General features: G+C 55.7%; 31 protein-coding genes and 1 tRNA gene. 19 read left to right on the forward strand and 13 right to left on the reverse strand.

Going from position 1 to position 26,226, the window contains the following annotated elements:
* Positions 1-2: 2 nt before the first annotated feature.
* Genes phnL through WG622_RS13510 form a run of 6 tightly spaced genes read left to right on the forward strand, consistent with a single transcriptional unit; the run spans position 3 to position 4,979 of the window.
* A complete protein-coding gene (gene phnL / locus WG622_RS13485) occupies positions 3-686 on the forward strand; it encodes a phosphonate C-P lyase system protein PhnL (protein WP_339404090.1) in 684 nt (227 codons plus the stop codon).
* Positions 687-1,235: a phosphonate metabolism protein/1,5-bisphosphokinase (PRPP-forming) PhnN gene (gene phnN, locus WG622_RS13490; RefSeq protein WP_339404091.1), complete on the forward strand. Its 549-nt coding sequence runs from the start codon at positions 687-689 to the stop codon at positions 1,233-1,235. It begins immediately after the preceding gene.
* On the forward strand, positions 1,232-2,404 hold the full coding sequence (locus WG622_RS13495; RefSeq protein ID WP_339404092.1) for an alpha-D-ribose 1-methylphosphonate 5-triphosphate diphosphatase: 1,173 nt from the start codon (positions 1,232-1,234) through the stop codon (positions 2,402-2,404). Before phnN ends, WG622_RS13495 begins: the two co-directional genes overlap by 4 nt.
* A 59-nt stretch (positions 2,405-2,463) precedes the next feature.
* The gene (locus WG622_RS13500; RefSeq protein ID WP_339404093.1) at positions 2,464-3,213 is read left to right on the forward strand and encodes a 5-oxoprolinase subunit B family protein; all 750 of its coding nucleotides are present in this window, start codon (positions 2,464-2,466) and stop codon (positions 3,211-3,213) included.
* The gene (locus tag WG622_RS13505; RefSeq protein ID WP_339404094.1) at positions 3,210-4,223 is read left to right on the forward strand and encodes a 5-oxoprolinase subunit C family protein; all 1,014 of its coding nucleotides are present in this window, start codon (positions 3,210-3,212) and stop codon (positions 4,221-4,223) included. The genes WG622_RS13500 and WG622_RS13505 overlap by 4 nt, the downstream gene beginning before the upstream one ends.
* The gene (locus tag WG622_RS13510; RefSeq protein WP_339404095.1) at positions 4,224-4,979 is read left to right on the forward strand and encodes a LamB/YcsF family protein; all 756 of its coding nucleotides are present in this window, start codon (positions 4,224-4,226) and stop codon (positions 4,977-4,979) included.
* On the opposite strand, the gene WG622_RS13515 is transcribed toward WG622_RS13510, so the two are convergent.
* From WG622_RS13515 to WG622_RS13540, 6 genes are read right to left on the reverse strand one after another with little or no spacing between them, the layout of a single operon-like run.
* Positions 4,976-5,776 carry an MBL fold metallo-hydrolase gene (locus WG622_RS13515; protein ID WP_339404096.1) on the reverse strand — a complete coding sequence of 267 codons (801 nt, stop codon included), beginning with the start codon at positions 5,774-5,776 and terminating at the stop codon, positions 4,976-4,978. The genes WG622_RS13510 and WG622_RS13515 overlap by 4 nt on opposite strands.
* A complete protein-coding gene (locus WG622_RS13520; protein ID WP_339404097.1) occupies positions 5,773-6,579 on the reverse strand; it encodes a TatD family hydrolase in 807 nt (268 codons plus the stop codon). The genes WG622_RS13515 and WG622_RS13520 overlap by 4 nt, the downstream gene beginning before the upstream one ends.
* Positions 6,579-7,700: a DNA polymerase III subunit delta' gene (locus tag WG622_RS13525; protein WP_339404098.1), complete on the reverse strand. Its 1,122-nt coding sequence runs from the start codon at positions 7,698-7,700 to the stop codon at positions 6,579-6,581. Before WG622_RS13525 ends, WG622_RS13520 begins: the two co-directional genes overlap by 1 nt.
* Positions 7,693-8,319: a dTMP kinase gene (tmk, locus tag WG622_RS13530; protein WP_339404099.1), complete on the reverse strand. Its 627-nt coding sequence runs from the start codon at positions 8,317-8,319 to the stop codon at positions 7,693-7,695. The genes WG622_RS13525 and tmk overlap by 8 nt, the downstream gene beginning before the upstream one ends.
* 15 nt (positions 8,320-8,334) lie before the next feature.
* Positions 8,335-9,492: a D-alanyl-D-alanine carboxypeptidase family protein gene (locus tag WG622_RS13535; protein ID WP_339404100.1), complete on the reverse strand. Its 1,158-nt coding sequence runs from the start codon at positions 9,490-9,492 to the stop codon at positions 8,335-8,337.
* A gap of 25 nt (positions 9,493-9,517) precedes the next feature.
* A complete protein-coding gene (locus WG622_RS13540; protein ID WP_339404101.1) occupies positions 9,518-10,351 on the reverse strand; it encodes an SPOR domain-containing protein in 834 nt (277 codons plus the stop codon).
* Positions 10,352-10,543: 192 nt separating this feature from the next.
* On the opposite strand from WG622_RS13540, the gene WG622_RS13545 reads away from it, so the two are divergent.
* A tRNA-Ser gene (locus WG622_RS13545) sits at positions 10,544-10,633 on the forward strand.
* Between the two features lie 683 nt (positions 10,634-11,316).
* Here the strand turns inward: WG622_RS13545 and WG622_RS13550 are convergent.
* The 4 genes from WG622_RS13550 to WG622_RS13565 all read right to left on the reverse strand — a co-directional run bounded on the left by WG622_RS13550 (position 11,317) and on the right by WG622_RS13565 (position 14,936).
* A complete protein-coding gene (locus WG622_RS13550; protein ID WP_339404102.1) occupies positions 11,317-12,390 on the reverse strand; it encodes an SDR family NAD(P)-dependent oxidoreductase in 1,074 nt (357 codons plus the stop codon).
* Positions 12,391-12,485: 95 nt separating this feature from the next.
* Complete coding sequence (locus tag WG622_RS13555) at positions 12,486-13,382, reverse strand: alpha/beta hydrolase (RefSeq protein ID WP_339404103.1); 897 nt, start codon at positions 13,380-13,382, stop codon at positions 12,486-12,488.
* Positions 13,383-13,482: 100 nt separating this feature from the next.
* On the reverse strand, positions 13,483-14,004 hold the full coding sequence (locus WG622_RS13560) for a nuclear transport factor 2 family protein (RefSeq protein WP_339404104.1): 522 nt from the start codon (positions 14,002-14,004) through the stop codon (positions 13,483-13,485).
* A gap of 32 nt (positions 14,005-14,036) precedes the next feature.
* Positions 14,037-14,936, reverse strand: coding sequence for an alpha/beta hydrolase (locus tag WG622_RS13565; protein ID WP_339404105.1), 900 nt, complete (start codon positions 14,934-14,936; stop codon positions 14,037-14,039).
* A gap of 102 nt (positions 14,937-15,038) precedes the next feature.
* Here WG622_RS13565 and WG622_RS13570 point away from each other — a divergent pair, with 102 nt between their 5' ends.
* From WG622_RS13570 to WG622_RS13595, 6 genes are all read left to right on the forward strand, one after another.
* Positions 15,039-15,602, forward strand: coding sequence for a TetR/AcrR family transcriptional regulator (locus tag WG622_RS13570; protein WP_339404106.1), 564 nt, complete (start codon positions 15,039-15,041; stop codon positions 15,600-15,602).
* Between the two features lie 559 nt (positions 15,603-16,161).
* Positions 16,162-16,827, forward strand: a complete 666-nt coding sequence (locus tag WG622_RS13575) for a Crp/Fnr family transcriptional regulator (protein ID WP_339404107.1) — start codon at positions 16,162-16,164, stop codon at positions 16,825-16,827.
* A gap of 187 nt (positions 16,828-17,014) precedes the next feature.
* Positions 17,015-17,575, forward strand: a complete 561-nt coding sequence (locus tag WG622_RS13580) for a hypothetical protein (protein ID WP_339404108.1) — start codon at positions 17,015-17,017, stop codon at positions 17,573-17,575.
* An 82-nt stretch (positions 17,576-17,657) separates the two neighbouring features.
* On the forward strand, positions 17,658-18,539 hold the full coding sequence (locus WG622_RS13585; protein WP_339404109.1) for an MBL fold metallo-hydrolase: 882 nt from the start codon (positions 17,658-17,660) through the stop codon (positions 18,537-18,539).
* Between the two features lie 12 nt (positions 18,540-18,551).
* Complete coding sequence (locus tag WG622_RS13590; RefSeq protein ID WP_339404110.1) at positions 18,552-18,887, forward strand: protein tyrosine phosphatase family protein; 336 nt, start codon at positions 18,552-18,554, stop codon at positions 18,885-18,887.
* Between the two features lie 23 nt (positions 18,888-18,910).
* Positions 18,911-20,602, forward strand: a complete 1,692-nt coding sequence (locus WG622_RS13595) for a SulP family inorganic anion transporter (protein WP_339404111.1) — start codon at positions 18,911-18,913, stop codon at positions 20,600-20,602.
* Positions 20,603-20,673: 71 nt separating this feature from the next.
* Here WG622_RS13595 and WG622_RS13600 read toward each other — a convergent pair whose 3' ends face one another.
* From WG622_RS13600 to WG622_RS13610, 3 genes are read right to left on the reverse strand one after another with little or no spacing between them, the layout of a single operon-like run.
* A complete protein-coding gene (locus tag WG622_RS13600; RefSeq protein WP_339404112.1) occupies positions 20,674-21,729 on the reverse strand; it encodes a YeeE/YedE family protein in 1,056 nt (351 codons plus the stop codon).
* Between the two features lie 38 nt (positions 21,730-21,767).
* Positions 21,768-22,130: an ArsR/SmtB family transcription factor gene (locus tag WG622_RS13605; protein WP_339404113.1), complete on the reverse strand. Its 363-nt coding sequence runs from the start codon at positions 22,128-22,130 to the stop codon at positions 21,768-21,770.
* Between the two features lie 18 nt (positions 22,131-22,148).
* Positions 22,149-22,511 (reverse strand): thioredoxin domain-containing protein, encoded by a 363-nt coding sequence (locus tag WG622_RS13610; protein ID WP_438839170.1) that lies wholly within the window; start codon positions 22,509-22,511, stop codon positions 22,149-22,151.
* Between the two features lie 79 nt (positions 22,512-22,590).
* Between WG622_RS13610 and WG622_RS13615 the strand changes: the two genes are divergently transcribed.
* From WG622_RS13615 to soxA, 6 genes are all read left to right on the forward strand, one after another.
* Complete coding sequence (locus WG622_RS13615) at positions 22,591-23,331, forward strand: cytochrome c biogenesis CcdA family protein (RefSeq protein WP_339404114.1); 741 nt, start codon at positions 22,591-22,593, stop codon at positions 23,329-23,331.
* 13 nt (positions 23,332-23,344) lie between these two features.
* Positions 23,345-23,905 (forward strand): thioredoxin family protein, encoded by a 561-nt coding sequence (locus WG622_RS13620; protein WP_339404115.1) that lies wholly within the window; start codon positions 23,345-23,347, stop codon positions 23,903-23,905.
* A gap of 150 nt (positions 23,906-24,055) precedes the next feature.
* Complete coding sequence (gene soxX / locus WG622_RS13625) at positions 24,056-24,511, forward strand: sulfur oxidation c-type cytochrome SoxX (protein ID WP_339404116.1); 456 nt, start codon at positions 24,056-24,058, stop codon at positions 24,509-24,511.
* A gap of 21 nt (positions 24,512-24,532) precedes the next feature.
* Complete coding sequence (gene soxY, locus WG622_RS13630; RefSeq protein WP_339404117.1) at positions 24,533-24,955, forward strand: thiosulfate oxidation carrier protein SoxY; 423 nt, start codon at positions 24,533-24,535, stop codon at positions 24,953-24,955.
* Between the two features lie 20 nt (positions 24,956-24,975).
* A complete protein-coding gene (gene soxZ / locus WG622_RS13635) occupies positions 24,976-25,305 on the forward strand; it encodes a thiosulfate oxidation carrier complex protein SoxZ (protein ID WP_209355862.1) in 330 nt (109 codons plus the stop codon).
* A gap of 31 nt (positions 25,306-25,336) precedes the next feature.
* On the forward strand, positions 25,337-26,167 hold the full coding sequence (soxA, locus tag WG622_RS13640; RefSeq protein ID WP_339404118.1) for a sulfur oxidation c-type cytochrome SoxA: 831 nt from the start codon (positions 25,337-25,339) through the stop codon (positions 26,165-26,167).
* The last annotated feature ends 59 nt before the right edge of the window (positions 26,168-26,226 follow it).

The raw sequence follows: 26,226 nt of genomic DNA on the forward strand, positions 1-26,226 counted from the left end.
CGATGATTGAACTGACAAATGTCTCGAAAACCTTCACCTTGCACAACCAAGGTGGCGCCGTCCTCGAAGTCATGCGGGGCGCGAACCTGACCGTGCCAGCGGGCGAATGTGTCGCCCTGACCGGAGCCTCAGGTGCAGGCAAATCCACGCTGATGCGGATCATCTATGGCAACTATCTCGCCGCGGGTGGATCCGTGGTGGTCGGCGGCGTCGACGTCACCCAATCCGAGCCACGCGACATCCTGAAGCTGCGCCGCGAAGTGCTGGGTTACGTCAGCCAGTTCCTCCGTGTCGTGCCGCGCGTGCCAACCATCGAAGTCGTCGCCGAGCCGCTCTTGTCGCTGGGCACCCCGATGGACGAGGCCAAAGACCGTGCCGCAAGCCTCTTGCAAAAGCTCAATATCCCAGAGCCTCTGTGGTCGCTCTCGCCCACCACCTTCTCGGGCGGTGAGCAGCAACGTGTGAACATCGCACGCGGTTTTGCCCACAGCTATCCCGCGCTTTTGTTGGATGAGCCGACCGCAAGCCTTGATGCCACCAACCGCGAAATTGTGCTGGGGCTGATTGAAGAGGCCAAAGCAAATGGCACTGCCATCGTCGGCATCTTCCACGACGAGGCCGCGCGCGAGCGGGTCTGTGATCGTGAGATCGACGTCACGGGCTTCAGCCCTCTGGCGGCGGCCTAGATGGCGGGGCGGCTCATAGCAATCGTCGGCCCCTCTGGGGTCGGCAAAGACAGCGTCATGGAGGCGCTTGCCAAAGCGCATCCACGCCTTGGGTTGGTGAAACGTGTGATCACCCGGCCAAAGGGGCTGGGCGGAGAGGACTATGAGCCCGTCTCAACCACAGAGTTTGAGAGCCGCAAAGCGCGCGGCGCGTTTGCCTTGGACTGGCCCGCGCATGGGTTGCTCTATGGCATTCCAAAGACGGTGCATGATGATCTTGCGAATGGTCAAGACTTGCTCGCGAACCTCAGCCGTGCAGTTCTGCCCGCCGCGCAAAAGGCCTTTCCGGATCTCGTGACCTTGCGTTTGACGGCCAGCGACGCGACGCTACGCGCGCGTCTGTCAGGCCGGGGTCGCGAAACCGCCGAAGATATCGAACAGCGCCTTAAGCGCGCAGATTTTCCGATGCCTGCGGGCGTCACCTATACCGATCTCAGCAATGACGGTGCGATTGATGAGACCATCGCCGCGGCCCTTGCTGTGCTCTATTCAGAGGATGTTTTGACATGAACTCTCCAAGCCTGTCCCACGATGTCGATAGCGGTGTTTTCTGCCTCGCCAATGCGCAGATCGTGCTAGAGGACCGCGTTGTGTCTGGCGCGATCTATGTGGCGGAGGGCAAGATCCTTGACGTGGTCGAAGGGGGGCAATGCCCCGTCGGCGCCATTGACTGTGATCGCGACTTTATCCTGCCTGGCCTTGTCGAATTGCACACAGACAATCTTGAACGCCATATCCAGCCGCGCCCCAAGGTCGACTGGCCGCATGACGCAGCTATCCTTGCCCATGACGCAGAGCTCGCGGGCTGTGGCATCACCACGGTTTTCGATGCCATGCGGGTTGGGTCTATTCCGACAGGCAAGGGGCGCTATCTGAAATACGCCCGCCAACTCTCGCGTGAAATGCTCGCTTTGCGGGCTGAGAATGCGTTGAAAATCAGCCACTTCCTGCATCTGCGCGCTGAGGTCTGTTCCGAGACCCTGATCGAAGAACTCAGCGAGTTCGACGAAAATGACCGTGTAGGCATCGTCAGCCTGATGGATCACACGCCGGGGCAGCGGCAGTTCCGCGACACCGAGAAGTTCAAAGCCTATGTCATGGGCAAATCCGGCATGAATGACGCGGAATACCAAGAGCATTTCGATACGCTTTTGGACCTGCGTGCCCGCCTTGGCGACAAGCACGAAACCATGACCGTCAGCGAAGCCGCGCGGTTTGGGGCGGTCTTGGCAAGCCACGATGACACCACAACTGAGCAAGTCGTGACCTCGGCAGGTCATGGTATCCGCCTTGCGGAATTCCCCACCACAGTCGAGGCCGCGCGGGCCTGCCGCGACAATGGCATCGCGATCATGATGGGCGCGCCTAATATCATGCGCGGGGGCAGCCATTCGGGCAATGTCTCGGCACTGGAACTGGCAGAGCTGGGCCTTTTGGATATTATTTCCTCTGACTATGTGCCGGCGGCTTTGCTGCAATCGGCCTTCCGCTTGGCCAAGCTCTGGGACGACCTGCCGCGCGCGGTGAAAACCGTGACCAAAGCGCCAGCGCGGGCCTCAGGCCTAAGTGATCGCGGCACGTTCGAGCCCGGGATGCACGCTGATATGATCCGCGTTCGCACTTTGCGTTACATGCCGGTCATTCGAGGTGTTTGGAGCCACGGTCGCCAAGTGGGCTAAGCCTCTTGTAATCCGGCGCGGCGCGGGACATTTTCGGGGCGTTGCAAAGCAAGGCTCCGATGTCGACGTCCACTCCTGAACAACCGGTGATTTTACCCCTTGGCCTCACGTCTTTGATTGTGCGGTTCGGGTTGACCGCGCGGCCAGAGCTGACGGTTGCGGTCCGCGCTTTTGTCGCGGATCTGACGTCAGATCCAATCGCCGGTGTTGCGCAGGTGGCGGGTTCTCTGACGACGGTCATGGTCGAGGTCGACGGTGACTCTGCCGTACGCGCAGGCGTGACCAAGGCTTTGCAAGAACGCCTTGATGCCCGTGACTGGAGTAAAGTGACGCGGCCCGACCCTTTGCGTCGCTGGACCATTCCTATCGCTTTTGGTGACGCCTATGGCCCTGATCTGACGAAAGCCGCAGGTGCTACCGGGCTGTCTGACACAGACGCGGTTGCAGAGCTATGTGCCCAAGAGGTCGAAGTCCTAACGCTGGGTTTCGCCCCGGGGCAGGCCTATCTGGGCTTTTTGCCAGAACGGTGGGATATCCCCCGAATGTCTGCGATAAACCCCTCCGTTCCCGCCGGAGCCCTGATCCTTGCCATAAGACAAGTTATTATTTTTACGAATGAAAATCCGACGGGATGGCATCACATTGGCCAGTCCGGATTTCTGCCCTTTGCCCTTGATCGCACCGAGCCAATCTTGCTGCGCGCAGGCGACGTCCTCAGGTTTGAAGCGGTTGCAAGCTCTGAGATGGCAAGCATTCTGGCCGACAATGCCGACGGTCTCGGCCGCGCGAAACTCGAGGTTTTGCGATGAGCGTGATTTTTCAGGGCAACGGTCCAGCCATCACGATCCAAGACCTCGGACGCCCGGGACAGATCGCAGCTGGCCTGTCGCGCGGCGGGGCGATGGATCGTTTAGCCCTGTTTGAAGCAACGGCGCTCTTGGGGGCTCCGCAGGTCTTGCCAGCGCTGGAGATCGCAGGTTTTGGCGGCACTTTCATTTTCAAAGCCACAACCCGCATCGCGTTGACCGGCGCGCCGATGGTTGCGAGTTTGGACGGCGCGCCGCTAGCCTGGAACCAGACCCATTTGATCCCCTCTGGCGCACGTCTGGATCTGGGTGCCTGTCGCGCAGGCAGCTACGGATATCTGACCTTCGCGGGCGGCATTGAAAGCGCCATTCATTTGGGCAGTCAGGCCGCGCATCTGATGGCTGGGATTGGCGCGGTGCTCGCAAAGGGCGCGGAGATCACCTTTGCCCAAGATCCCGATCCTTATGCCGTTCAAATGGGTTTGACTGCGGAAAACAGGTTTGACGGCGGCGTGTTGCATGTGGTCTCGGGCCCTCAGACCGATCTTTTTGATGCGGCGACGCAAAAGGCATTTTTTGAGGCCGAATTCACCAAATCCAACCGCGCCAATCGGCAAGGGATTGGTTTGGATCATCCAAGCCTCAAGTTTGGTACAGATCAGGCGGCAGGGCTTGCCTCGGATTTCATCATGCAGGGTGACATTCAACAGACCGGAGACGGCGTGCCCTATGTGCTGATGGCCGAATGCCAGACCATGGGGGGCTATCCGCGCATCGGAACTGTCGTACCGGATGATCTACCGAAACTGGCGCAGGCGCAGCCCGGAAAACCGTTTCGGTTCAAGCTGATATCTCGCAAAGAAGCCGAGGCGCGCACCAAATCTGAAGCGGATCAACTAAGTGCGTTGCGCAGCAAAATCACTCCGGTCGTCAGAAACCCTGCCGACATGCGCGATCTTCTGAGCTATCAATTGATCAGTGGTGTCACAGCCGGACAGGACCCGGAGGGCTAAATGGCAAAAGTAGATCTGAACGCGGATATGGGCGAAAGCTTTGGTCCATGGCCGATGGGCAATGACGCGGCTTTGTTGGGCATTGTCACCAGCGCCAATGTGGCCTGTGGCTGGCATGCGGGTGATGCGGATACGATGGCCAAGACCATGGCCTTGGCACGGGACAATGGTGTCAACATAGGAGCACATCCGGGCTTTGCAGATCTGCAGGGTTTTGGGCGGCGGCGGATCAAACTATCCCCGAGCGAGCTGGAAAACCTCGTTATTTATCAATTGGGTGCAGCGCAGGCGACAGCGGCGGCATTGGGCACATCGTTGCGGCACCTTAAGCTGCACGGGGCTTTGGCCAATATGTGTGCCGAGGACGAGGATATGGCGCGCACCGCTTACAGTGCGGCGCTGCGTGTGGCTCCGGAAATCGTCATTATGGCCATCGCTGCAACGGCTCAGGAACGCGCGGTTCGGGCGTTGGACTGCAACTGGGTCGGAGAAATTTTTGCCGACCGCGCCTATGAGGACAACGGTCTCTTGGTAGATCGCAGCAAGCCCGGCGCGGTGATTCATGACGAGCAAGAGGCCTCGGAGCGTATTCTGCGGATGGTCGATGAGCAGGCGCTGATCTCGCAGAATGGTGTGAAGATCCCGACGCAGGTCGATACGATCTGCCTGCATGGGGACGGAGAGACTGCGGTGCAAATCGCCCAGACCCTGCGGGATAATCTGTCAAACGCTGGCGTGGATATTCAGCCGTTCTAAAGGTCGAAGGTCAGGCGCAAGCCGTCATAGGCCGGAATGATATGGTCTGCGGTTTCTGCCGCGACGGTCTCGTAATTCAGATCCACATGCATATTGGTCAGAACGGCCTGTTCGGGCGCGGCGCGTTCGATCCACTCAAGGCTATTGTCCAGATGCGAATGCGACGGATGCGGCGTGCGGCGCAACGCGTCCAGGATCCAGCATTTCAGGCCCGAAATCTGCTCCCATGCGTCGTCAGAAATCCCTGAAACATCAGGGAGATAAAAGACGTCATTCACCCGAAACCCCAGAGAGTCGATGCTTCCGTGCTCGACCTCAATCGGGGTCAGCACAATGTCACCGCCAGCACCAGACACGGTGACGTCTCCGTCAATGCCATACAGGTCCAGGATCGGGGGATACGGCGAGTTCGGCGGCTGCACAAAGGCATATCCAAATCGTGACAAAAGCGCGTCCTGCGTAGGGCCGTCGGCATAGACTTTGACCCGCTCGCGCATATTGAAAACGATCATACGCAGATCATCGATCCCATGCACATGGTCGGCATGGGAATGGGTATAAACGACCCCGTCAATATGTCCCACATTCTCGCGCAACAACTGCTGGCGCATGTCTGGCGAGGTGTCGATCAGAACCGTGGTCTTGCCCTCAGAGGTCTCGCGTTCGATCAACAGAGAGCAGCGGGTGCGGGTGTTTTTCGGATTTTCGGGATCACAATCCCCCCAGATGCCGCCCAGTCGCGGCACACCGCCCGAGCTGCCGCAGCCCAGAATGGTGAAGGTGATCGTCCCGCTCATGCAGCGCTTGCCTGCGTGAGGGTGGCTTTGGAAAACAGCCGTTCGAAATTGGCTTCGGTCTGAGCCGCGAAGTCTGCGTAGTCCATGCCAAAGACCTCGGCCCCTTTGCGCGCGGTGTGGGCCACATAAGACGGCTCATTGCGTTTGCCGCGGAAGGGCGGGGGCGCCAGATAGGGTGCGTCGGTCTCCACGAGGATGCGGTCGACGGGGGCACTGGCGAAAATATCGCGCAATTCCTGGCTTTTGGGGAAGGCGGCGATGCCGGACATGGACAGGTAGAACCCCAGATCTAAAGCGGCTTTTGCGAGCTCTGCGGAAGAGCTGAAACAATGCATCACACAGGAATAGGGCGCATTGGCGTGCTCTTCAGCCAATATCCGCGCCATATCCTCATCGGCGGCGCGCGCATGGATGATCAGCGGCAGGCCAGTTTCTTGGGCGGCTTGGATGTGAACCCGCAGCGAGGTCTTTTGGATCTCAGCTGACTCCGCTGTGTAGTGATAATCCAGACCCGTTTCTCCAATCCCGACAAATTTGGGATGCGATGACAGCTCCACCAGTTCTTCAACCGTCACCAATGGCTCGCTGGCTGCACTCATTGGGTGCGTGCCCGCCGCATAGAAAATCGGCGCATGCGCTTCGGCGATGGCGCGCACGGAGGGCTCGTTTTTCAGCTTCGTGCAGATCGTTACCATGCGGTGCACGCCGGCCTCTGCGGCTTTGGCAACGAAATCGCCGACTTGGCCCTCAAAGTCAGGGAAATCGAGGTGGCAATGGCTGTCAGTGATCAGTGGTTCGGACATTAAAAACGCTGCGCGGTTTGTTGGATCTTCCAAACCGTATCAAGCACCAAAGCGGCAGGGTCAAGGTTCACCGACTTGCCGTGACGGCTCCGCGCAGAGATTTCCTGCGCCACATCCGCCCAGGCCCGCGCCTGTGCCGGGTTTTTGGACAGGTTTGCCAGCACTTGTGCTTCATTGGGGGCAGCTTCGATTTGCGGCACTTGTCCTGTTGCGCCGACCCGTACGAGGCGCAGCAATAGCAGGTCGATGAGGTTCAGCAGATGATCCAGCCGATCCTGCTGACCCGGCATCGCGGCACTTTCCGCCAATGCCATCGCCGCTTGCCTGTCGGGGCGCGGCATGCCTGCAAAAAGCGCCACCAATTGCGCGTAAATTTCCGTCCCGCCCGACTGCGCCAAACGGATCGCTTCCCCGACCGAGCCCCCGGCGAGTTCAGCGAGCTCTGGCGAGGCAGGCTCGCCCGGATCGGCCTGTTCCAATGCGCGCGCCATGTCGGCAGGCGACAAAGGCGCAAGACGCAGCTCGCGACAGCGGCTGCGGATCGTGGGCAAAAGGCGTGAAGGCTGGTGGCTGATCAGCAAAAGCGTGGTGTTAGCGGGGGGCTCTTCGAGCAGCTTCAAGAGCGCATTGGCAGCTGAGACGTTCATCTCATCGGCGCTGTCGACAATCACGACGCGATGGCCGCCGTCGGCTGCTGACAAAGAAAAGAAGTTCTTAAGCCGCCGGACTTCGTCCACAGTGATCTGGGCTTTGAATTTCTTGGTTTTCTCGTCATAGGGCCGTTTGACTGTCACAAGACCGGGCTCCGAGCCCGCCTGAATGCGACGTGCAACCGGATGCTCTGGATCAATCGCGAGCGAGGTCGTGGCAGGGGGGGCACCAAAGAGGCTATCACCGTCGTCCTTGGGCGTTGCGATCAGAAAGCGCGCGATCTGCCAGGCCAAAGTGGCCTTGCCGATCCCGCGCGGTCCCGTGATGAGCCAGCCGTGGTGCAGACGGCCTGCGTTGAAGACGTCTAGGAACCCGCGTTCTGCCGCCTCTTGCCCAAAGATCATCGCCGTCTCACGCGGGTGAGGCGCACCGTCGATCTGGTCGGATTGGGGCAGGGCGTCGTCAGTCATTCAGATAGTCTAACACAGATTTCAGCACGTCAGCGGCGACGTCATCCATGCTTTGATCGCCATCAATGATCCGGTAGCGGTCGGCAAATTCTCGGGCCAGATCCAGAAAACCTGCGCGCATTTTATTTTGCAGCTCTTGGCCGAAATCCTCAAAGCGTTCTTCGGAGGTCTGCCGTCCCTTGGCGCGCGCGAGACCCGTGGCAGGGTCCATATCGATCAGCACGGTCAGATCTGGCTCGCGCCCAATCATCAGGTCGTGGAGCTGATCAACAAGGTCGCGCAGGTCTCCGCGCGAGAGGCCCTGATACATGCGCGTGCTGTCGGCGAAACGATCACAGAGCACGATTTTTCCGGCCTCAAGGGCGGGCAGGATCGTGCGTTCCATGTGGTCTCGCCGCGCTGCGGTGAACAGAAGGATCTCGGTTTCAGCCGACCAGCGGTCCGTGGCACCTTCAAGCACAAGAGAGCGGATCTCTTCGGCACCCTCTGATCCGCCCGGTTCGCGCGTGACAACCACGTTGTGACCCGAGCCCTTAAGCGCTTCGGCCAGCCGCTTAAGTTGGGTCGATTTCCCAGACCCATCAATACCCTCAAAGGTGATGAATGCGCCGTTGCCCATGTCTTTGAATTTCCTTTAGGACCCAAGCCCGAAGTTCTTCATCAGAACCGCAGTCGCCGTGCGCATCCGTACCGAAAACCCGCCCGCAGTAACAGCGTTTTCCGCAACCAGCGGCACGCGGACCTCTGGCAGATCACCTGCTTGGATCACGAGTTCGGCGATCTCTTGGCCGGCCTCAATCGGGGCTTGCAGAGGGCCGTTATAGACCACTTCGGCCGCGATCTCATCGCCTGCGGAAACCGGAACAAGGATGTCGATGTCATCTGTGGCCACAAGACCGACACGCGGCGCATCCCCCATCCAGACATCAGCTTCGGCCACGCGTTTGCCTGCCCGAAGGATGGTTTTCGTGCTGAACTGACGAAACGCCCAATTGACGATTTGTTCTGAAACTTCAGCACGTTCCTTGGCGCTCGTCATGCCTGACACCGCAAAGATCACGCGCCGAGGACCTTGTTTGGCGGACCCCACGAGGCCATAGCCTGCTTCCTGAGTATGGCCGGTCTTCAAGCCATCCGCCCCCACGCCAAGGCGTAGCAAAGGATTTCGGTTGTTTACATTCTGAGGCGCGCGCCCGTCAAATTCGAATTTGGTTTCCGAGAACATCGGATAGAATTCAGGAAAATCTGTAATCAGGCGGTTCGCGAGCAAGGCCAGATCTCGCATCGACATGCGATGCCCGGGCGCGGGCCAGCCGTTGGAGTTCGCGAAGGTCGAGCTGGTCATACCCATTTGGCGCGCGCGCAGGGTCATCTGACGGGCAAAGCCTGCCTCTGTTCCGTCTGGCGATAGCGTCTCGGCAATCACCGCACAGGCGTCATTGCCGGACAAAACGATAATGCCACGGATCAAGTCGACGACCTTCACCCGGTCCGTCGTGTCCAGAAACATGGTTGAACCGCCATAGTTCATCGCGTGCTGCGAGACAGGCAACCTCTCTTCCATGTTCAACCGCCCGTCGCGCACGGCTTCAAACGCCATATAGAGCGTCATCAGCTTAGACATGGACGCGGGCGGTAGAGCCTCATCCGCGCGCTTGGAAAACAGGATCGTGCCCGTGGTGTGGTCGATCACAAACCCCGCCTTGGCGCGGTTTTCAAATGCAGACACTGGCGCCGCCAAAAGGGCCGCACAAAGAACAGAAGCCAATAAGCGTTTGGCAGATGAAAACATAAAACGGGTCTCCAAAAGATCCGGGTTAGTTGGACACCGCATAGGCGTCGGTAAAGCCATTGTCGCGGATGCGCTTGATCAAAGAATTCAGCTCGGACCGTGTGGTCGCAGGCCCAACGATCACACGCCAGAAGGGTTTGCCCTTGATCGTTTGCGCTTTGACCGTCGGGATCATCCCTGCATTTCGCATCTGAGCCGCAGCATTGTTTGCGTTGTTTTCAACGCTGAAGATGCCGATCTGAACGAATGGCTTGGCGAGATTTGATTGTACCGCAGGTGCCGCTGCAGGTTGAGAGGCTTCGGCATTGTCAATTGCCGCCGAAGCCGATGCGATCGGATCCAGCGTCTCTTCGGTCACGGCCTCCGCCGTTTCCACAGTGTCCACGGTTTCCGCAACCACAGGCGCTTCCTCGCGCCGCAGGGCGGTTACTTCGATTTCAACCGGTTGACCCGCAAGGACAGAAATCGCTGTCGCAGCATCAGACGAGAGTTGCACGCGTGGTCCTGGGATCGCACGTTCGCGCCGGAAGAGGGCGCCGATGACAAACTTGCCATTTGCTTTGTTTTTGATGATCACCCGCTCGGGTTCCGTCACATCCGGATGCGCAACCCAGACGCCACCCAAGGAGGGCCGACCGTCCCAAAGACCCGCTTCCGAGACGTAAAACACCTCGGGCGCTTCCACATCACGCTCTACAACCGTGGTTGACGTGGTTTCCACCGGCGTATCTTCGCCAGCATTGCCGCCAAGGTTAAACCCCTGAAAATCCTCACAGCCCGCCAAGAGGCCAAGCGCCAAGACGCCCGCTAAGGATTTGGAAAGAATAGTGAACTGCCTGTTCATGTGCCCTGCTGTCATCCTGCCTTGCCCTTTGCCTGATGCGCTTGTTTCAAGGTCGTTATTGGTCGTGATGCCCACAAGACCCCTTTTATTTATGCGGTAGTGTAACGAGAGCGATGCAGCAAGGAAAGTCTGCGTAAGGCAATCGGCGAATTTTCCCTCAATTGCGGTCTTTCAGAATCAAAGCGGGGGCGCTAGACGGATCAAACCGGAGGAGTGGCAGAGCGGTTGAATGCACTGGTCTTGAAAACCAGCAAGGGTTAACGCCCTTCGTGGGTTCGAATCCCACCTCCTCCGCCACGAACAAGCCATTTGAGTTGGTGTGTTTGGGGTTTTTCTGAATAAAATCAGATACCTCCCCATTCTTTACCGAATGTTATAGGTTTCTCCCGCATAAATTCCCGCATGGAATCCCGCATAGTCGGGTTGATTGCTTGAGGGCCTCTAGTGGGGATTACGTAAGATCGTGGACGCTACTATTTTGTTCTAAATGTACCCAATCATCTTTTCGGCAAAGTGCTCGGGAAGTCGGGACAACCTGTTCGCCAAGTGCGACAGGCTTTGCTGACAGCAGATCTCAGCGTTGCAAAGCGCAGCTTTCTGCGCAATGCCGACGTTTGCACGAAGCGCAGCATTCGGCGATTTGGGCTCAATCCGGTCATTCGCCGCAAAATTCACTAGTGTCCGGTATGGGCCGCTTGCAGACAGTGCATAGAAGGCGAAATGTGGCCATTCGCGGCATCCGTGCATTGGGTGTTTGTTAGTTCGTACAGCCGACGCTCTCGCCAAAAATTCGAAGATTTGTTTGGAAGGCGTGAACTCGGGAACTTTTTACGCACGCCCAAAAGTATTCGGTTTTTCGATCGCTCTGAACAAATCCAGAAATTCTGATCCAAAGAATGAAATTCGAATATGGGCCGTAATTCACAGTGTGGTTGCTTGAATAGGAATAGTTCACCGGAAGAGTGAACTATTCCGTATTCCTAAGACATTTTGCTGAACTCGAAAAAGTCGCCATAGGCCTTTTCGCTCATGTCCCAGCACAGATCCTGACCTGCCTCTTGCAGACCATATTGCTCTTGCGCAGCATCGCCCTTGTCCAGAACACCACCCGCGATTGAGGTCACGGGCGTGCCGGTATTGCCGTCTTTGGGCATATAGAAATCCCCGCTGGACACATCGGCCCCAAGGCTGGCCTGAACGATCGGCAGCGAGCCATCCGCTGCCGTCTGGCGTTTCATAAACAGCGCCATGACCCGGATGACCACTTTGGAGAGCTGGCCGATAAAGAACGTGTTGCCGGAGACGGAATTGGACACAAGGTTGGTTTCCGCAAAACCCGGCTCTGCCGCGACGCTTTTGATTTTGGTCGTGTCATAGCCCCGTGCGGCCAGCATCTTATTCAACTTCAGCGCAAAGGCGACACAGGCGATCTTGCTCTGACGATATCGCTCCATGCTGCCGTTCACACCGCTGCCGCCCAAAGTGCCGGGCTCTGAGGTTTCAAAGTATTTCTGCTCGAGCATCAGCTTGGACGATTGATAGCGAATGCCCGAAGATTGCTGACAGATCCGAACCTCTCCGCCCTGCTCAATGGCCAGATCAAAAGACGGCATCAGCCCCTGCGCCAGCACATAATGCGAGAAGAAGTTCACTTGCATCTGAATGTCATAACCGGCGTCGGATCGCGTGTCGGCCACAGGCCCAAAGCCCGCGTTATTGGCCAGCACATTCAGCCCGCCATAGTCCTTGCAGATCGCATTGACCTGCGCGGCCGCGGCTTTGACCGAGGCCACGTCCTTGAGATCGCAAGAGATGCTAAAGATCTCGGTTGTGCTGCCAGCGGCGGCTTTTTCTTGCTCAAGCTGGGTGCGGGCATCAACAGCGCGTTTCGAGTCGCGGTTCAACAGCAACAGGGCTTTGACGTTCTTGCGGATCGCAAAAACAGCGGCCCAATAGCCGACACCAGAGGTGGTGCCAGTGATGGCCATTGTGGTGCCGTGGGCGTCAGGAACATGGCTGAGCCAAGAGTCAAAATGCTTGGTATCAAGGGGCATGGGAGTGTCCTACGTTGTGACAAAAGCGGGACCGCCTGCAGGAGGTATAGGAGGCCGGCGGTCCCTTTGGGGTCGTGTCTTGGTTAATTTAGTGGTTATTTAATATGCGCATCGAACCACTCGATGACCTGGGTTGGGTCATTGGGGAAGTAACGATAGCAATCGGTGCGGATGTTGGTGCCTTCGATCCAAAAGATCTTTTTGTCCTCGACAGGGATCGCGTCATAGACCGCCTCCATGTCGTAAGGCTTGGTGATAAAGTCATCGCGCACCTGAACGACAAAGGTCGGGAAGGTGATCGCCTTGGCACAGCGCGGCATGTCGATGTCGCTGGTACGCAGGCTGGTCAGCTTTTCATATTCCGCTTCCCAGACGTCACCCGGAATGCCCGCCGCAGCCACGCCACCGTCGATAAACGCACAAGACGACAGCGGTTGCAGCGCCATCATGCATTTGATGTCGGCGAATTCTTCGGGGTGCTTTTCAATCGCGGTAAAGGTCGAGTTCGCCCCGAAACACTGGGTATAGATCGAGATATCCATATGCTTGGTGTCTTCCCGGCTGCGCACATAGCGCAACGCGCCGATCACGTCGCGATATTCCAACAGGCCAGATCCGATCAGCGGATGCGGGCCGGGTGCGCTCAGGCCATTGCCGCGCAGGTCATAGGTGAGGATGCTGTAACCTGCTTCATGCAACGCCTTGTAGAGCGGCAGGAAGTTGACCTCAAAGCCTGCGCCCTGAGATTTCCACGGCTCAAGGTGTCCCGGAAAGCCATAGCGGTTTGCGCCTTTAAAGTGGTTGACCACGATGATGTTGTCCGACGTGCCAGGGATGAACCAGCCTTCGATGACAGTGCCATCAAGGGCGGGGAAGAACACATCTTCGTAGGCCAGATCATAGTCGCTGGGGCGACGCATGATTGGGGTGCGCGAGGCTTCGCCCATGGTGTGAAGCATGGCTTGCATCATCTGTTGGGATTGTTCGTTCATGAGGATGTCCTTTCCGGCGCGCTGCAAGAGCGCGTGCAATGTGCAATGATGTTAGGAGGGGAAAGAGGGCTTATCCCGTAAGGGATAAGCCGTTGATATCTTAGGGTTGCGGATCCGCAATCGCGCCGTCATCGCCCAGCAGGCGCAGATAGGCAAAACGGTTGCTAATGCGGCAGCCGTCTTCGGTCATGCGGTATTCATCGCGATATTCCGCAATGCCCTGAATGCTGTTTTCCGCCATAGAGCCCCCGATCGGGTGGATATAAACGGTCACGTAATTCGTACCCATCGCGGTGTCTTCTCCGGTCGGCACAATGCGCACATTGCCGGTCACATGCAAAAAGCGCATGACGTCCCGGCCCTGCAGATAGCGCGCGGCAATCGCGTCGTGACCGACAAAAGTCTCTTCGACAAACTGCGCGTTGTTAAGTTTCAGAACCGCGTCTTCTGTAAAGATCTCGGCAAAGGCTTTGGACGTTGCCACCATATCCTCACCGGGATGGTCCAGATACCAGGCGTAATCCTGCACACGTTGAGTGCAGGACACGACCATATCCTTGCTTTCGGCATAGGCAGAGGTCGCGCCCAGGGCGATGAGACCGGCTGTCAGGAGAGTTTTCATTGTAAATTGCCTTTTTTAATGGGGCTCAGGCGTTACGCCTGAGCAACTGGAGCTTTGTTTGGAACGTATTTGTTGAACCACTCGATGACCTTTTCAGGCCGCTCTGTCAGATCCGCATAGCCTGCGATGCGGCTCTTTTCTTTGTCGGTCCAGACCATCTCTTTTTCGACGTTCAGCGTGTTATAATAAGAACTCACATAGTCCATATCCGCATATGGGTCGTTCTTGTTCTGGATCACCATGGTTGGCTTGTTGATCAGATGGGCTTTGACGATCGGCTTTTGTGTGAAATCCACACCGCCCCGACGTTGGTTATAGCGCACGGCACCGCGGATCATGAAACCCGGCACCTTCATCTGCTCAAACCACATGCCACTGTTCAGAGGCTGGATCACAACATGCGCTTTGATGTTGTCCACATGCTCCAGTCCACCCGGCACACCATGCGCCAGCGTCATCGAGCTTGAGCCCATGCAGATGTTCAGCATGCCAATCGGCGCGTCTTTGTAGTCAGGATGCGAGGTCATAAAGTTCACCGCCGCCATAACGTCCTGGTACTCTGCTTGACCATCGCAGGACAGCCCGTCGCTGGTCTTGTCGCTTTCACCACAGTTGCGCAGGTCATACGCGAGGGTCGTATAGCCCTCTTCTGCGAATTTCTGGATGTGCTTGAGGAACGGAATATCCTGAGGCCAGGCGCGCATACCGCGTGGCTTGCCGTCGTTGGTATAGCCTGCGCGGCTTGCGAACAGACCAAAGTGGCTTTGGATGATGACTTTGTCCTGACCAGGATTGATCAGCCAGCCCCGAATGGTCAGACCATCGGCGGTTTGGAATTCTACATCCTCATAGGCCAGCCCCCAATTTGCAGGGCTGTCAAACAAAGGGGCGCGGGTTGTTGTGGCCAGATTGGCAAACATTCTTGAAAACATCGTTCTATCCTTTTCGGGCGAGGTCATCTCTGATAACAGGGTGACAAAAACTGTATGAGTGTCAATATTGACAATCATCCCAAACTTGTCAACATGTAACGTATGAACGAGAGAGAAAAAAACATTCTAAGCGCTGCCGAACGTGTCTTCGTTCGGTTCGGTTACAAGCGCGCGAGCATGAGCGATGTGGCTGAAGAAGCAGGGATTTCTCGGCAAACGCTCTACAAAGCTTTCCGCAGCAAAGAGGATATTCTGAAGACGCACATTGTGGTCTATACGGACGTTGCACTTGCTGAGATCGAGAAGGGATTAAATAAAATCGAGGGTCTATCCGAGCGACTCAGATTCGTTCTGGACAAGATGGTGGTGGTGGGCTTCGACATGGTCCGGGCCACGCCGAACGCTCAAGACATCATCGATGGCGTTAATTCGGCCACCAAAGAAGAACTCGAGGTTACAGCGATCAGGTTTCAGGCTGTCATAAAGGACGTTCTGGACCCCTACGAGACCGCACTTAGGGACGCAGGAACAAACCCCGAAGACCTCGCCGAGTACATACAACGCTCAGCCCGCGCGGCAAAAGATTTTGCGAAAGACAAGCAACAGCTCATGCAGCATTTGAGAATGATCGTATTGCTTAGCGAGAGGGCTGCAGGCCTACGATGAGCAAGAATGAGCCTTTCCTAACGAATTGGTCTTGCTCTAAGCCCAAGAAATGGAAGACGCCTTAAACCAGGCGCTTGAAACACCGCATGTCCGCCACAGAAACAAAAAAGATAGCTACTTTAACAAAGTCCGCTTTGGGCCGAAAGTAACCTAGGCTGTTAGTTCAAACCGCGTGCGAATTGTAGAGCGCTCGAGGTAAATCGTGGGCCCATTGTTGGCGAGGTTTGAGGTAGCAACGACTGACCCAGCACTACGCAAAAGCAAAGCGCTGAAATGCATGCTAGTCTGGGTATGCTTGCTATCCAATGACCATGCCAAGAATTGTCATCCGTCCCTGTAAACCGTCTATTTTGCCTATTGAGGTTTGGGTTGGAAAACTCGGACTCAATCCAACCAATAGAAGCGGACGGGTGGTATAATAGCCGTGACTTGAACCTATTTGCCTCGGGCTTTCTCAATTGCGACAGGAACCGGTACGCGTATTGTGTATAGGCGGTGGAATTTTGTACATTCGAGATGGCACTTCAAACTCTGTGGCCCTTCAACTAAGGACATTTGTATGTCGATTGAAGATTGGACAGAAAGCTTTGTCGGGACGCGAAACTTGCCGCGCAATGTGCGTGACAAGCTTCTGCGTGAGGCACGTGTGGTCAAGTTTGCAAAGGGCACCGAGGTGTTCGGCCCGGAAAATATTCCGGACAGTCTCATGTTTCTATACTCGGGGTGCATTCGCGTCTCTCAATCCTCCGAGAGTGGCCGTGAGATCGTTCTTTATAGGGTCGAGGCTGGCGAAAGCTGCGTGTTGACGACAGCCTGCATGCTCTCGGAAGAGGCTTACAATGCTGAAGGCGTCGCTGAGACTGAGGTCGTTGCGATCACCTTACCAAAACCCTCGTTCGACAGGCTTGCGTCGGAAGAAGACAGCTTTCGCGCCTTTGTTTTTCAGGCCTATTCGAGACGCTTGATTGATTTACTGCGTGTTGTTGATGACGTGGCCTTTGGACGGATGGATGTGCGTCTTGCGCAAAGACTTCTGGATCTGGCAGACGAAGACCTACAGCTGAAAGTCACCCATCAGACCTTGGCCGGTGAATTGGGTACCGCGCGTGAGGTTGTTTCGCGGATCTTGAATGATTTCCAGAAACGAAACCTGATCGGGCAGACACGCGGTCAGATTTCCATTTTAAATATGAGTGAACTCAAACGCTTGGCAGAAAGCGTCTAGCTCGAAAACGCCAAGGTGACATTGTCACTGAAGCCTTAGGGCAATGCCGGTATTCAATCACTAAGCTGATTCACCGGAGTGACCACATGGAAACTGTACTTACCCACTTTGCTTCTTTTGGAGGCGAAATAGCCCTTGGGCTTGGTCAAAGAGTGCCGGTCCTAGTCTGCTTTGAGAGGTGTGCGGTATGAAACGGAGCGTCCTTTACAGCCTGATCGCTGTTGCCATTGTCGGAGCGGGTGTAGGTGGTTTCCTAGTTGCCCAGAGCATGCATGGCCACGGGACCGGAACCCATGTGCATGACGAAGTGAATATGCCGGGCCTGCGTGGTGAAAATGCTTCTGCCGAAGAAAGCGCCGAGCTGGCCACACTCTTCCGCAACTTCGAGACAATCACTCGCGAGGTCGAAAATCTGCCGAATGGTATCAGAACGGTCACCCGATCAAGCGATACAGCTGTCATGGATGCTCTCGTCAGTCACGCTGTTGGCATGATCGATCGCGTTCACGCAAAGGATGACCCAAAGATCATCATTCAAAGCCCCACGCTTGAAATGTTCTTCCTGCATGGGGACGAAATTTCGTCGACGGTCTCGGTGGAGGATGTCGGTTTGGTCGTAGTTCAAACCTCAGACAATCCGGATGTGGTCGAAGCCATGCAGCTGCACGCGGCCGAAGTCACAGCCATGGCTGACCGAGGTATGGCGGCTGTTCATCAGATGATGATGGAACAAGGCCGCGGACACTAGGCTCCGCGCGCGCAGTTAACCCCCAGTCTAGGACGAACGGTTTTGAATACCGAAATCCAATCTCGCCTGAAAGGAAATCCAGATGACATACAAGGTTGATATGACGATCATCCCCGAGGTCCAGGCCTTTTTCGATGAAACGACCAACACGATTAGTTACATTGTGAAGGACCCTACAAGCCCCTCTGCTGCCATCATCGATAGCGTGATGGACATCGATTACGCCGCGGGTCGTATCACTTTCGACCACGCCGACACGCTGATCCGGCAGATTGAAGCGCAAGGCCTCAAGCTGGAGTGGATCATCGAAACGCATGTACATGCGGACCACCTAAGCGCGGCGCCTTACATTCAGGAAAAGCTTGGCGGCAAGATCGGCGTAGGTGCGCAGATCACCGTTGTGCAAGAAACCTTTGGCAAGGTCTTCAACGAGGGGACCGAATTCCAGCGGGATGGCTCACAGTTTGATGCTTTGTTCGAAGACGGCGATACCTATCAAATCGGCAATATGCAGGCCGTCGCGATGTACACGCCTGGCCACACTCCGGCTTGTATGGTGCATGTGATGGGCAATGCGGCCTTTGTTGGTGACACGCTTTTCATGCCGGACGGCGGATCAGCACGGGCTGACTTCCCCGGCGGTGATGCGGGAACGCTCTATGATAGCATTCAGAAGGTGCTGTCGCTGCCCGACGAAATGCGGCTCTTCATGTGTCATGACTACGGTCCCAATGGGCGAGACATCGCGTGGGAAACAACCGTGGCAGAGGAAAAAGCACACAACATCCACGTCGGTGGCGGCAAAACCCGCGCGCAGTTTGTGCAGTTCCGCGAAGAGCGCGACGCGCAGCTGGCCATGCCCAAACTCATTGTGCCGTCGTTGCAGGTCAACATGCGCGCAGGTGAGGTGCCGACGGATTCCGACGGCAACCCGATGCTCAAAGTCCCAGTTAATAAGCTATAGGAGTAGACCCAAATGGAACTCACCCGACTGTCAGACCACTTTGCCACAACGGCACAGATTTCTGTGGATGATCTGGATGCGATAAAGGCGCAGGGCTTTAAGGCCATCATTTGTGCCCGCCCTGACGGTGAAGGCGAAGATCAGCCAGACTTTGCCGAAATTGCCGCTGCAGCCGATGAAATTGGCCTTACCGCGAGATACGTGCCTGTAGACCCCACCGGAGCCACTGAGGCTGACCATGCAGCTTTTGAAAAGGCAATGGAAGGATTGAGCGGGTCGGTGCTTGGCTATTGCCGCACTGGTAAACGTGCCGGAATGCTCTGGCAGGCCCTTCAGCCGGCAAATTAAAGCAAATGGATATCACGCGATACATGCCAGTCCTGTCCTGGGGGCGTCGCTACGGTCGTAAGGAACTGTCTGCAGATCTTATTGCAGCGGTCATTGTCACGATCATGCTGATACCCCAGTCGCTGGCCTATGCACTATTGGCAGGGCTTCCGCCAGAAGCAGGGCTTTATGCCTCCATCGCGCCGATAGTCCTTTATGCCCTGTTTGGCACCAGCAAAGCGCTGGCGGTTGGCCCTGTTGCCGTTGTCTCGCTGCTAACGGCATCCGCGGTGGGGCAGGTGGCCGAGCAGGGCACAGCAGGCTATGCCATTGCCGCACTGACTTTGGCCTTTCTGTCGGGTGGGTTCTTGCTGGTGATGGGTGTCCTTCGACTGGGATTTCTGGCGAACTTTCTGAGTCATCCCGTCATCGCTGGCTTCATCACAGCCTCGGGCATCCTAATTGCCACAAGTCAGTTCAAGCACATTCTGGGAGTTAGTGGCCACGGTGATACTCTGCCGGAAATGCTGCTGTCGCTCGCCACGCATTTGGGAGACATCAATTGGATCACATTGGGGCTCGGCGGGCTGTCGATCTCGTTTCTGTTTTGGGTGCGCAAGCATTTTAAACCCTTTCTGCTGAAGCTTGGCGCGCCTGAGAAGCTCGCCGATGTGCTGACAAAGGCCGGGCCCGTCTTTGCCGTCATCGCCACGACCGTGGCAGTCTGGGCCTTTGAGCTGCAGACCCAAGGCGTAAAGATCGTGGGCGAGGTTCCACAGAGCCTGCCGCCGCTGACCCTGCCTGGGTTCGCCCCGGAATTGTTGGGCGCGTTGCTTCTGCCAGCGATCCTGATCTCGGTCATCGGCTTCGTGGAATCTGTTTCTGTTGCTCAAACACTGGCAGCCAAGAAACGGCAGCGCATCGATCCGGACCAGGAATTGATCGGTCTTGGCGCTGCGAACATGGGGGCGGCCTTTACCGGTGGCTACCCTGTCACTGGCGGGTTTGCCCGGTCTGTTGTGAACTTTGACGCGGGTGCCGAGACACCAGCAGCAGGTATCTACACAGCCATTGGCCTTGCAATCGCCGCGCTGGCTCTAACACCGCTGGTCTATTACCTACCAAACGCGACGCTGGCAGCGACGATCATTGTTGCAGTTCTGAGCCTCGTTGACCTGTCGATCTTAAAGACGACCTGGTCCTATGCGCACGCGGATTTTTCGGCGGTCGCGGCGACTATTCTGTTAACCCTTGGGCTAGGGGTTGAGGTTGGGGTGGCCGCCGGAGTCATAATCTCTGTTCTGCTGCATCTTTACAAAACGTCACGCCCGCATGTGGCAGAGGTCGGCCGTGTCCCCGGTACCGAGCATTTCAGAAACGTTCTGCGCCATGATGTTCAGACGCATCCAAGTTTGTTGACGTTGCGCGTGGACGAAAGCCTGTACTTTGCTAATGCGCGTTTTCTGGAAGATCTTGTGCAGAACCGCGTATCTGAGAGGACAGACATCAAGCACGTTGTGCTTATGTTTTCTGCCGTAAATGAGGTGGACTATTCGGCGTTGGAAAGCCTCGAAGCGATAAACTTCAGACTAGGCGAGATTGGGGTCGGATTGCACTTCTCTGAAGTTAAAGGACCTGTGATGGACCGGTTGAAACGTGGTCACCTCCTTGAGCAGCTGAACGGGAAGGTGTTCCTGTCACAGAATGATGCGTTTCGGGAATTGACCCACGACTGATCTCGACCGGAGAATTGCGTTTGGATTCAATAATGAACCAAATACAAAACTCACCACCCTCTGTAGCCGCGTCAACTGGAGGTCGCCGAGAAACCGACGATCAGCTGTCTCAAACCAAATGCGCATCCGATGAAGATCGAGAGCAACGCGACCGGTGCGCTAAATGCGAGGGTCGAAAACGCAGAAATGCCTTGGCCGACACTGCAACCGACAGCCAGGATCGCGCCCGGGCCCATGATGCTGGCTCCCAGTATTTGACGCTTGAGTTCGCGAGGGTCTTCGCAAGCCTCCCAACGGAAATGGCCTTTGGAATAAGAGCCCATGGCTGCGCCAATGAGCACACCGAGTATGGAGCCCACGCTGAACGACAGTTCATTGCCCGAGGCCGTCATGAAGTAAAAGATCGTATCACCAATCGGCGCCGCAAATGTATGCGTCTCGACCGGTTCGACGGCAAATCCGTTTTCAGCAATCCATGTGGTGCCGATCCAACCGGATGCGACAGCAAGGCCGACCACCGATCCCCAGAATATGGATTTCGCGGGTAGAGACTCTTTAAAGAAAAAGAGTGTTCCGGCCAGAATAGCCAAGCCGATTGCCACGCCAGAATAGGCTGCTTTGATGCCAAAGATTTCAAGTAACTGCGAGAATCCCTGCGGGGAAGTCGCATCGGTCTCTACGGGAAAGAGCCAGACGCGCGTTGTTGCCAAAGGACCTGACATTACGAAATAGGCCGAAAGTCCCATAACCAGGATGATCACAAACGCCCGCAGATCACCGCCTCCTAAACGGGCGAGTGCGCCGTAACCGCAATTCCCGCTAAGAGCCATCCCGTACCCAAACATCAGCCCACCAACTATGGTGCCCAATGGGTTCCAAACGCGGTCGAGATAGGCCGCATCTGATGGTACAAAAAGCTGAAATCCAATGGCGACATGGGTGGAAACAACAGCGACGCCGATTGCAATTGCCCACATTCTCAAGCGCGCAGTGCTGTCGCCGTAAAGGAAGTCTTCAATCGCGCCAAGTGTGCAAAACCGCCCGATGCGCGCGGCCAGACCAAGGGCAATCCCGCCCAGCAGTCCTACCAATGCAGCAAAATTACCTTCGCCAAACCATTCAAGCATTTGGTTCCTCCCAAAACCAAACGCACCTACGCGCGCGATTACTCGCTACGACAAAACAGATCGTAGACGATCTCCATGATTTGCTTCGGCCGATCATCTGTCAAGCTGTAGTAGATGGTCTTGCCGTCCCGGCGTGGGGTTACAAAGCCTTCCAGGCGTAGTCGAGTCAGCTGTTGCGATACCGCTGATTGGCGAGAGGACAACAGCTCTTCGAGCTCTGTAACGGACTTTTCGCCGGTGACGAGGTGGCACAGGATCATCAGGCGACCTTCGTGGCCAAGGGCCTTAAGGAAGTTCGCTGCATTGACCGCATTTTCGGCCATGCGATCCATTTCACTCGCGCACATGTTCTTGTCAAACACGGGTAGGCGCGGTGTGCTCGTTTCGATTTGCTGTGTCATGTTTTGGTTCATAGGGTATTAACCAGCATTTTTGTAGGGTATTTCGGCTTTTTCGAGCATCATTCCCAGCAATCCCCAGAAAAAATCTTCTCCGGGATAGCCTTCGATCCGCGCGATTTCTTTGTCGTTGTCGATCAGGATAAACGTTGGCGTAAAGTGTACGCGGCGCTCAAACGAAACGCTCTCAGGCAAAGCGTGTATGTCAGCACGCTGAAGAGGGGCGGCGTGTCCTTCCGGTGTCTTCGGATAAATCTCAGAGATTTCCTTGTTCCAACGCTCACACCAATAGCACCCATCCTCTTCCGCCATCAGCAGATAAGGTTCGGCAAAAGCCGTTGTCGCCATCCAAAGGGCGGTGATTGATGCCAAGAACGTTTTCACAATGAAACTCTTGTTGACGCATTTATTAACTCAAACATAATATAATTTGTGAATATGACAAGGCGAGGAGGGGCGTTTCATGTTCGATGTCACGCTTTTTGGGGCATTGGTGGCAGGTTTGTTGTCATTTTTGTCACCCTGCATCCTGCCAATTGTTCCGTTTTACCTGAGTTACCTCGCTGGCGTGGGGATGAACCAAATCTCAGCGGATGCTGAAATTCCCAGATCTGTGCGGATTCGCGCGGTTCTGTCAGCGATTTGTTTTGCGCTGGGCGTGATCACGATTTTTGTGGCTCTGGGCGCAACTGCGACAGTTTTTGGTGAGTTGGTTCGGCAATATTTTGATGTTTTGCGTTGGGCTGCTGCTGCGATCATCCTTGCAATGGGGCTCCACTTCCTAGGGATATTCAAGATTGGCATTCTTTACCGTCAGTTTCGGGCAGATGTCGGAAGTACCAGCAATGTGGGATACCTCGGTGCCTATGTCATAGGGCTGGCTTTCGCATTTGGTTGGACGCCCTGTGTTGGTCCAGTTTTGGCAGCGATCTTGTTTACGGCTGCCGGTCAAGAAACAGCCTCGCATGGGGCCAGTTTGCTCTTTGCCTATGGGGTCGGGATGACAGCCCCATTCGTGCTTGCGGCTTTGTTTGTCGGGCCATTCATGCGGTGGATGTCAAAGTTCCGAAAACATCTTGGGACGGTCGAGAAGATCACCGGTGTTTTGCTGGTCGTGTTTGGTTTTTTGATTGCGACGAATTCGGTGAACGTCATTGCCGAATGGATGCTGAGACATATTCCGTGGTTCGCCACGATTGGATAATGGAGGACTTGCGATGAAACGTTTCCTGTTAGGTTTGGTGCTTGTGATCTGGGGTGGGGCACTTGTCGCCGCAGAGATTGGCGACGACGGTCTGCACAAAACGCCTTGGATGCGCGACACATTCAAAGATTTGCGTGAAGACCTGGAAGAAGCAAACGCCGAAGGCAAGCGGCTTATGGTCATGGTCGAACAGCGCGGCTGTATCTATTGCACCAAAATGCATGAAGAAGTGTTCCCTGTTCCCGCAATTCACGATTTTATCACCGAGAACTTCTTTGTCGTGCAGATCAATATGTTCGGAGATGTCGAAGTGACTGATTTCGACGGCACAACCCTCCCAGAAAAAGACATGGTCAAACGGTGGGGCGCATTGTTTACGCCCAGTATTTACTTTTTCCCAACCGAAGTGCCTCAGGATGCCGTTGCCACACAAGCGGCGGTCGCTCATATGCCCGGAGCTTTTGGCAGATGGACGACATTGAACATGCTAACCTGGGTCGTCGAAGAGGGGTATCTTGGCGACGAGCCCTTTCAAAAGTACCACGCCCGAAAGTTCGCGGAACAGAAGGGGTGAAATTCTGCAATCGCGAAATAAAATTTCAAAAAATTCTGCAACAGCGAACATATGAAAAAATTCATAAAAGCGAATTTGTTGTTGCATGAAATTGCAGGTGTACCGTAGTGTACTTCTAACCAAGGCACGGAATCGACCTAGGGAGGGGTTATGAACCAAGCGATTGGATATGGCGTTGGCCTGATAATGTGCGCGTCTGTTGCGATAGCGGCAGATGTCACCCCACAAAAAGTTGCCTTTTCTGATGGTGCGGTCTCGGATGCATTGACCGGTTCAGCAGGCGACGCGGTCAACGGCCGCAAGGTGTTCGCCAATAGAAAGCAAGGTAATTGCCTCGCCTGTCATATGAATGCCGACCTGGACGAACAAAGCTTCCACGGTGAGGTTGGGCCGCCTCTGGATGGCGTGGCTGATCGTTGGACCGCAGCAGAGCTGCGCGGGATCGTGAGCAACGCGAAAATGATGTTCGAAGATACCATCATGCCTGCGTTCTATATCGATGCCGGCTACACACGCCCGCTCGAGAAATTCGAGGGCAAAAGCATCCTGACAGCTCAGCAAGTTGAAGATGTCGTCGCGTATCTACTTACGCTGAAAGAAGAATGATTTCCTGAAATGGAGAGTAACATGAAACTAACACGGCGAGACCTCCTCGCGCTTGGAACTGGCAGCTTTGCAATGGCGAGCCTGTCCGCTCTGCCAGCTTTTGCAAGCTTGGCAGACGATGCAATCGCAGCATTGACGGGTGGCGCAGAACTGGGTGAGGGGGCTATTTCCCTGACCGCTCCGGAAATCGCGGAGAACGGCAACACTGTGCCAATCGGTGTCGATGCGCCGGGCGCTGTCGAGGTTACCTTGTATGCGGACGGCAACCCAACTCCGAACGTCGCAACGTTCAAGTTCGGACCGCTGAGTGCGTCGCGTAGCGCGTCCACGCGAATTCGTTTGGCGTCCACGCAAAATGTGATTGCTGTGGCAAAAATGGAAGATGGATCTTTCCAGATGGCGAAGGCCAACGTGAAGGTCACAATCGGCGGCTGCGGCGGCTAAAAGCGGTAAGGAGAATTATCATGGCATCTGGTGTAAAACCACGCGTCAAAGTACCAAAGACCGCAGCTGCGGGCGACACGATTACGATCAAAACCTTGATCAGCCACAAGATGGAAAGCGGCCAGCGTAAAGACGCAGACGGCAATACAATCCCACGTTCAATCATCAACCGCTTTGTCGCCGAATTTAATGGGCAAAGTGTGATTGATGTGGCGCTGGAGCCAGCAATCTCGACCAACCCTTATTTCCAGTTCGACGCAGTTGTGCCGGAAAGCGGTGAGTTCAAGTTCACGTGGTATGACGACGATGGATCTGTCTACGAAACAGCGAAAAAAATCAGCGTTTCGTAAGGGCTTAGATCTTCGACGAGGGAGGAATACAATGCAAGCTAGACTGTGGGTTACATCCGCCGCGATTGCGATCTTTGGGTCGGTGGCGTCCGCACAGGATGCCAGCAATTTGATGATTGATGGCGTACCAATGGTGACAGAGATCGCCGCGCCATCACACATGGAAAATGTCGACACCATCTATTCTGGCTGGCGCTTCCGGGCACCTGAGACACAGGCGCTAGAAATGGACGACTTTGACAATCCCGCTTTCGTCTTTGTGGAACAGGCAGAAGAAATCTGGGCAACAGAGGATGGATCTCAGGGGAAAGCCTGCGCGTCTTGTCACTCGATAGAGGACTTTGCCGGTTTGCGCGCAACGCTTCCGCGGGTCGAGGATGGCAAGCTAGTAACGCTCGAAGATCTCATCAACAAAAGCCGTGTTGAGCATATGGGCGCAGAGCCCTGGAAGTGGTCTAGCGGCAGCATGACAGCGATGACCGCGCTGATTGGCCTGCAATCGCGGGGTATGCCTATGAACGTCGCGATCGACGGAGACGCAGCGGCCCATTGGGAAGCCGGCAAAGAGCTGTATTACCAACGTGTTGGGCAGCTTGATATGGCTTGCTCTAACTGCCACGAAGACAATTACGGCGTGATGATCCGTGCGGACCACCTCAGCCAGGGTCAGATCAATGGCTTCCCGACCTATCGTTTGAAAAACGCAAAGCTGAACTCGATCCACGGTCGGTTCAAAGGGTGCATGAGCAATATTCGCGCGACGCCTTACGCCGAAGGTAGCGAAGAGTTCAAAGCGCTTGAGCTGTACATCGCATCTCGTGGGCAAGGCCTATCCGTCGAGACTCCTTCTGTACGTAACTAGTTCTGAAGGCCCCGGAGCGTGAGTTCTGGGGTTTTCATGCGTTTTACATATTAACGAAT

This window comes from Cognatishimia coralii (genome assembly GCF_037478305.1).
GTDB classification, from domain to species: Bacteria; Pseudomonadota; Alphaproteobacteria; order Rhodobacterales; family Rhodobacteraceae; genus Cognatishimia; species Cognatishimia coralii.